General features: G+C 37.2%; 6 protein-coding genes. All 6 read right to left on the bottom strand.

Features of this window, described 5'->3' with window-relative positions; translation table 11 throughout:
* Positions 1 to 141: 141 nt before the first annotated feature.
* Positions 142 to 951 (bottom strand): DNA repair protein RecO, encoded by an 810-nt coding sequence (gene recO, locus RV15_RS06960; protein ID WP_071877325.1) that lies wholly within the window; start codon positions 949 to 951, stop codon positions 142 to 144.
* 93 nt (positions 952 to 1,044) lie between these two features.
* Positions 1,045 to 1,947, bottom strand: coding sequence for a GTPase Era (era, locus tag RV15_RS06965; RefSeq protein ID WP_071877326.1), 903 nt, complete (start codon positions 1,945 to 1,947; stop codon positions 1,045 to 1,047).
* A 12-nt stretch (positions 1,948 to 1,959) separates the two neighbouring features.
* Positions 1,960 to 2,367: a diacylglycerol kinase family protein gene (locus RV15_RS06970; protein ID WP_071877327.1), complete on the bottom strand. Its 408-nt coding sequence runs from the start codon at positions 2,365 to 2,367 to the stop codon at positions 1,960 to 1,962.
* The gene (ybeY, locus tag RV15_RS06975) at positions 2,345 to 2,821 is read right to left on the bottom strand and encodes an rRNA maturation RNase YbeY (RefSeq protein WP_071877328.1); all 477 of its coding nucleotides are present in this window, start codon (positions 2,819 to 2,821) and stop codon (positions 2,345 to 2,347) included. Before ybeY ends, RV15_RS06970 begins: the two co-directional genes overlap by 23 nt.
* Complete coding sequence (locus tag RV15_RS06980) at positions 2,821 to 5,019, bottom strand: HD family phosphohydrolase (protein WP_071877329.1); 2,199 nt, start codon at positions 5,017 to 5,019, stop codon at positions 2,821 to 2,823. Before RV15_RS06980 ends, ybeY begins: the two co-directional genes overlap by 1 nt.
* 32 nt (positions 5,020 to 5,051) lie before the next feature.
* Positions 5,052 to 6,020, bottom strand: a complete 969-nt coding sequence (locus RV15_RS06985) for a PhoH family protein (protein ID WP_071877330.1) — start codon at positions 6,018 to 6,020, stop codon at positions 5,052 to 5,054.
* Positions 6,021 to 6,327 lie beyond the last annotated feature (307 nt).

Below are 6,327 nucleotides of genomic sequence, written 5' to 3' on the forward strand. Positions count from 1 at the left end.
ATATATGAGATTATGCAAAAGCGAAATTCATTGTAGCTGTCTTATCTAAAATCAAGCAATTGCTCAACTTATTTGTGCAATCAACTCTAAAAAAACAAAACAATTCTGGTAGCTTCAGAAATTGTTTTGCTTTTTTCTCTACTAAGATATCGTTGTATCCCTTTCCTCATCTTTTTTCTCTCTTTTAGGCAGTTTCAACGTATCTTCCCAGCTCTTCATCTGATCAATAAATTTTTTACTTTTTAGATTGATACCGACATATTCGTCATACAATTCATCAATCGTTTGTCTAATCGCGGTTTTCGTCTCTGATTTAACGTTGATGTCTTGAACTTTATCATAAGAAATAGTCGAAAACAGACGAATGAAATGGACAGCTCGAGGATCTGCATGATACCGATGACTATCCAAATGCCAATGTCGTTCACACAAAACACCGCTATATTTCGACGAGTAATCAAATTTCCCTCGTGTCTCCTGGCAAACGCAACAGTGTCGCCACTCAGGCGTAATACCAAAACGACTTAACAATTGGATTTCGAAAATATTCGTGATGATTTCGGCATCTTTATTGTCATTCAGTAAGCGCAAGGCTTGCTGAACAAAATAAAATAGGTTCGGATCATACGTCCGATCTTCTATAGCCGCATCGACTAAATTCAAAATATATGTCGCATACGCATTAACAAAGATGTCTTCTTGAATCACTCGAAGCGGGTAGACTTTCTTGCTTCCGTTCAGAAATGATAAGCCATCTTCTCTAAAATCACCAATGTATACAGCTTCTGTAAAAGGCAAAAGAGCAGAACCGATCGGATTATTTTTTCGATGAGCTCCTTTTACGAAAAACATCAATTTACCAAAAGACTCTGTAAATATCTTGACCAATTTATCTTTTTCTTTGTAATCTTTGGTAAATAAAATAATCCCTTTTGTTTCTCCCAAAGTCATATTTTAGCCTCCTCTTTGCTCAACTCTATTTTAGCAGAGATAGAAGTAAAAGAACAATTCCGTCGTAGCACAGAATTGTTCTTTTCCCACTTATTAATAATCGTCTTTACGGTAACCAAAATCCTGTAAATGAACCTTTTTATCACGCCAGTCTTTTTGGACTTTTACCCAAAGTTCCAAATAGACTTTATCGTCTAACAAATGTTCAATATCTTGTCTGGCTTTGGTTCCGATCTGCTTCAGCATCTTACCACCTTTGCCGATAATAATCCCTTTTTGACTATCACGCTCAACGATGATCGTTGCTTGAATATGCACTTTATCATTGTCATCCCGTTTCATTGAATCGACCACAACAGCAACAGAATGAGGGATTTCATCGCGCGTCAGCAACAATACTTTTTCACGAACTAATTCTGAAACAATGAAATACTCAGGGTGATCCGTGACCTGATCATCTGGAAAATACTGTGGTCCTTCTGGCATTTGATCAATTAACACATCCATCAAGCGATCTACATTGTTTCCCTCAGTCGCTGAAATCGGTACAACTTCTGCAAACTCCATCTGATTTGAGTAATCTTCAATAATCCCTAATAACTGATCAGGATGAACAGTATCAATCTTATTGATCACAAGATAGACTGGGCTGCTCATTGTTTTAAGTCGCTCAATGATAAAGTCATCCCCACGGCCTCTTTTTTGGTCAGCGCTGATCATAAATAACGTGGCATCTACTTCACGTAGAGCACTATAAGCTGTTTCAACCATAAAATCACCTAAACGATGTTTTGGTTTATGAATACCAGGAGTATCAATGAAAACGATCTGGGCGTTTGGCACTGTATAAATTCCTTGAATCTTATTTCTAGTTGTTTGAGCCTTATCGCTCATTATCGCAATTTTTTGTCCGACGATTCGATTCAGTAAAGTAGACTTTCCAACGTTAGGTCTACCTACAATCGCTACAAATCCGGATTTATGTGCTTCTGTCATTGTTTCTCTCCTCTATAAAAAATCTTGTATTATTTGCCAAATTTTGGGGGCAAACAACAATACTCCCACAACCACTGCAAATCCTGTTGTTAGAAGGACTGCACCTGCAGCCATATCCTTAATCTTTTTACCAATTGGATGAAAATGAAAATCCGTTACCATATCGACCACATTTTCGAATACCGTATTAATAATTTCCATTGCCAACACCAAAAAAATTGCCAAAAGTAACCACAACCATTCTGATATAACCAGTTGGAAAATAAAGCCAGCAATAATAGCCACAATCCCCATAAAAACATGCGTCCGCATATTTCGTTCTTCTTTGAAAACTGTTTTGATTCCTTGAAGAGCAAACTCTAAGGATGCGACAAAATGCTTGTTTTTCGTCGTTTGTTTATCTTTTGAGTCCATAGGCATCTAAGATCTCTTTCTGTAAACCAAACATTTCTTTCTCATCATCAGGTTCCATGTGGTCATAACCATTTAGGTGTAAAAAACCATGAACAGCTAAAAAGCCTAACTCACGTTCGACAGAATGGCCATATTCCGTTGCTTGTTCAACAGCTCGTTCAGTCGATATCATAATGTCACCAAGGTTTCTTGGAAACGCTGCTTCTTCATCTTCAAAAATGATTGGCAGTTCGTCTTCGCCTTCTTCCTCTAGCGCAAAACTAATCACATCTGTCGGCACATCTTTACCGCGATAGTCACGATTGATTACTTGAATCCCGGCATTGTCCATAAATGTAACAGACATTTCTGCATCTTTAGATATTTTGAGGAAATCTGCCGCAAATTGCAGCAGATTCTCTATTTCTTCTAAGTTTGTTTTCGATAAGTTCTTCGTTTCATCAATAAATGAAATATCCATTAGTCATCTCTCTTTTCTTGTTCATCTTTCATTTTCTCAGCTTCTGATTTCATTTTTGGATACTTGATTCTTGAGTGGAAAGTACTGCACAAGCCATTGACCAGAGACTTTTCAACAATTCTTATCTCTTTCATTGTTAAACCACAGTCATCTAATTGTCCATCAGAAATCCGATCTTGAATGACATTATGAACAAAGGCTTGAATCTTTTCGTTCGTAGGATGATCCATCGCACGAACAGCTGCTTCACATGTGTCAGCAATACTGACAATCCCAGCTTCTCGTGTTTGAGGTTTGGGACCAGGATAGCGAAAATCCGCTTCAGAAATATCAGCATTTCGTTCTTTAGCTTTCACATAGAAAAATTTCATTAAAGTTGTGCCATGATGTTGGCGACAAATATCGATCACCATCTCAGGCATATGATACTCTTCCAATATTTTAGCACCATCAATCACATGCCCAAAAATAATTTGTTTACTATCTTCTGGCAATAAGAAATTATGCGGGTTTTCAGCTCCAGCCGGCAAGTTTTCCACGAAGAAATTAGCATGTTTGATCTTACCGATATCATGATAGTAACAAGCAACACGTGTCAACAATGAACGTCCGCCGATTTCTGCTACCGCATTGGCGCTTAAACTTGCAACCATCATACTATGATGATAAGTACCAGGTGCTTCTTCAAGTAATTGCTTCAGCAACGGATGATTTGGATTACTTAGTTCATTTAAAATAATTACACTATCATCCGTTACAAGTAATTCAATATATGGATGAAGACCCATCGTAGCAAGGAAAGATAAGACAGTCCCAGCTAAAGCACAAATCATCATCGTCCATGATTTACTATCCCAAAAATTCATCCCTTGATAGATCATTAAAACAAAATCCAAACAAACAGGGAAGATAATCACCCAAAAAACAGCAACTAACCCTTGTTCACTGATTCGCGTCCGTTTGACAACTGTTGCTAATAGACCGGAAAACATATAGCTGACTAAAATGATCGTCAGTGAGTTTGTTCCTATCGAATTATAAAAAACGAAAAGTGAAAAAATCACTTGGAAAACAGCTGCCAGAACTCCAGCTCTTCTGCTCACAAAATAATTAAGGACCAAAGGTGTAAATGCTGCCGGAAAGAACAATGATATATACATCATTTGTTCTGTTTGGAAAATCTGGAAAAACTTCATTAATAATACGCTTAATGACATTGCTCCCACATAAAATAAAACGAAGTGTCTGCGTCTGCCTTCTTCTGTTACTTGCTTTGTAAAGAACAACAACACTAAAACCTGCAAAACGATGGCCAAGGCTAATGCAACCATTGGAAATAATGAAGTGCTTTGATTGGTCAAACCAAGTAATTCAAGCTTTTCCATTGCTTTACTGTCGATTTGAGTCCCTTCGCGAACAATAATTTCTCCTTGGTAAATCATAGCTGGCGGAATTGCATCCATTGCATTTTGGCGCAATTCTTTCGTCTTTTTATCATTGGCAAAATCGTTAGCTACGATCCCTTCATTGACGATATAACGAATTTCTTGTTGCATAGCTCCCGTGACGTCAAGAAATTGAATTTTCTCGATTGCACTTTGACGAATATTATCCAAGTCGGCTTCACGAACGTGATCTTTCATCTTTTCATCGACGATTTTTAAGCTTTCAGTCTTAACTTGTTGAATCTGATTGGCATCTAATGAAAAAATATTTTGATAAAAAACGTTAGGAAATTTTTGATAAAAGGAAACTTCATCTTGATCCAACGATTCGAACTGAGCTTTTAGATTAGCAACTCTTTCTTCTATAGTTGGTTTAGGAATCGTTTCATCTTTCTTAGCTTTTGCTTTGTTCTCTTCATATTCTTTATCTGTTTTTTCATTGGCAGTCACAATTAATTTAAATAACTTTTCGATGCGTTTATGCTGAACTTCTGCTGTTTCTTCCTGATAAATATATTCAGGTGTGACTGCTTCAGCAGCTAGCTTTTTCTTTTGAGTAGTTTCATACGTATTTTCAACGTTTTTATTTGCCCGAATAGTATTCTCAGCTAATTGCCCCTCTTTTATTTCTACTTTATTCTGATGAACGCTGCCAAACATAATAATAAATAGAAAACATGAAAAAACAAGTAGCAATATGGGAATATACGCTTTTCCCAATTTATCACGTAATTTTAGTAACGAGTATTTCAACGGAATTTTCACTCCTTTCCGTAAATTTAAATCTATTTTTGACTTTCTTTATCATATGCTCGAATGATTTGGGCAACAACTGGATGCCGCACAACATCTCCTGCATCAAAATGAACAAACGCAATCTTATCGATCGAGCGCAAGGTTTTTTCTGCATGAATCAAGCCGCTGGCAACCCCTTTAGGTAAGTCCACTTGGCTTGTATCACCGTTTACAATCATTCTTGAATTAAATCCTAATCTAGTCAAAAACATCTTCATTTGAGCAACGGTTGTATTTTGCGCTTCATCTAAAATAACAAAAGCATCATCCAACGTCCGTCCTCTCATGTATGCTAGTGGTGCGATCTCAATTACACCACGTTCCATTAAGCGATTTGTATGATCCATACCAAAAACTTGGTACAGCGCATCATAAACTGGTCGCAGATATGGGTCGACCTTTTCTTTTAAGTCACCAGGTAAAAAGCCTAAACTTTCACCTGCTTCAACAGCTGGGCGAGTTAAAATAATTTTTTGGACCTCCCCTTTTTTTAATGCGGAAACAGCCATAACTACTGCTAAGAAAGTTTTACCTGTTCCTGCCGGACCAATCCCGAAAATAATATCACGGTTTCGTACCGCATCAATATACTTTTTTTGACCAACATTTTTGATGCGGATCGCTCTACCGTGATGATCTTTTAAAATTTCTTGTTCATACATGACAACAAAGGCATCCAAATCACCGCTTCTAGCCATTTTCAAAGCTGAAACTACATCCGGTGTGCTTATCTTGATACCGCGTTGGATGAGCACTTGCAAGGTTTTAAGGACCGCAGCAATCAATTGGACCTCAGTCTCTGCTCCAAGTAATTGGATTGTTTCGCCGCGAGTATTGATCGTTACTGCAGCATTGTCTTCTAAATATTTTATATGTTTATCATGGGTTCCTAAAAGCATACTCACGTCATCAGAATCATTTAATTTCAATTCCAATGAGATTGACTGATTTTCTGTCAAAAAACACCCATCTCCTTTATTTTTTCATTCCCTATAATCATACCATATTATTTATTTATTAAAAAGAGAGCGGATTAAATCTAGTTAGAGGATGAGACTGAAGTGTTTGATTTCGAGGACTAACTAGGTATTTTGGACTACCAACTCGTACCTTGTTGTGTTTTACAGTCATTTCAAATTGTTTTTGAAGGAGTGACTTCTATACCATCGTTCATTTGTACTTTAGCGCTGAAACAAAAGGGACTTTTTCTTTTCTCTCACACCCGCTCTTTATTCGGCTCTATACTTTCTGATGTTGGTGAGAAAT

Source organism: Enterococcus silesiacus (assembly GCF_001886225.1).
Lineage (GTDB): Bacteria > Bacillota > Bacilli > Lactobacillales > Enterococcaceae > Enterococcus_L > Enterococcus_L silesiacus.

Excerpts from the sequence above, each read along its gene's own strand:
- recO (WP_071877325.1), bottom strand. The coding sequence starts at position 951 with ATGACTTTGGGAGAAACAAAAGGGATTATTTTATTTACCAAAGATTAC.
- era (WP_071877326.1), bottom strand. The coding sequence starts at position 1,947 with ATGACAGAAGCACATAAATCCGGATTTGTAGCGATTGTAGGTAGACCT.
- RV15_RS06970 (WP_071877327.1), bottom strand. The coding sequence starts at position 2,367 with ATGCCTATGGACTCAAAAGATAAACAAACGACGAAAAACAAGCATTTT.
- ybeY (WP_071877328.1), bottom strand. The coding sequence starts at position 2,821 with ATGGATATTTCATTTATTGATGAAACGAAGAACTTATCGAAAACAAAC.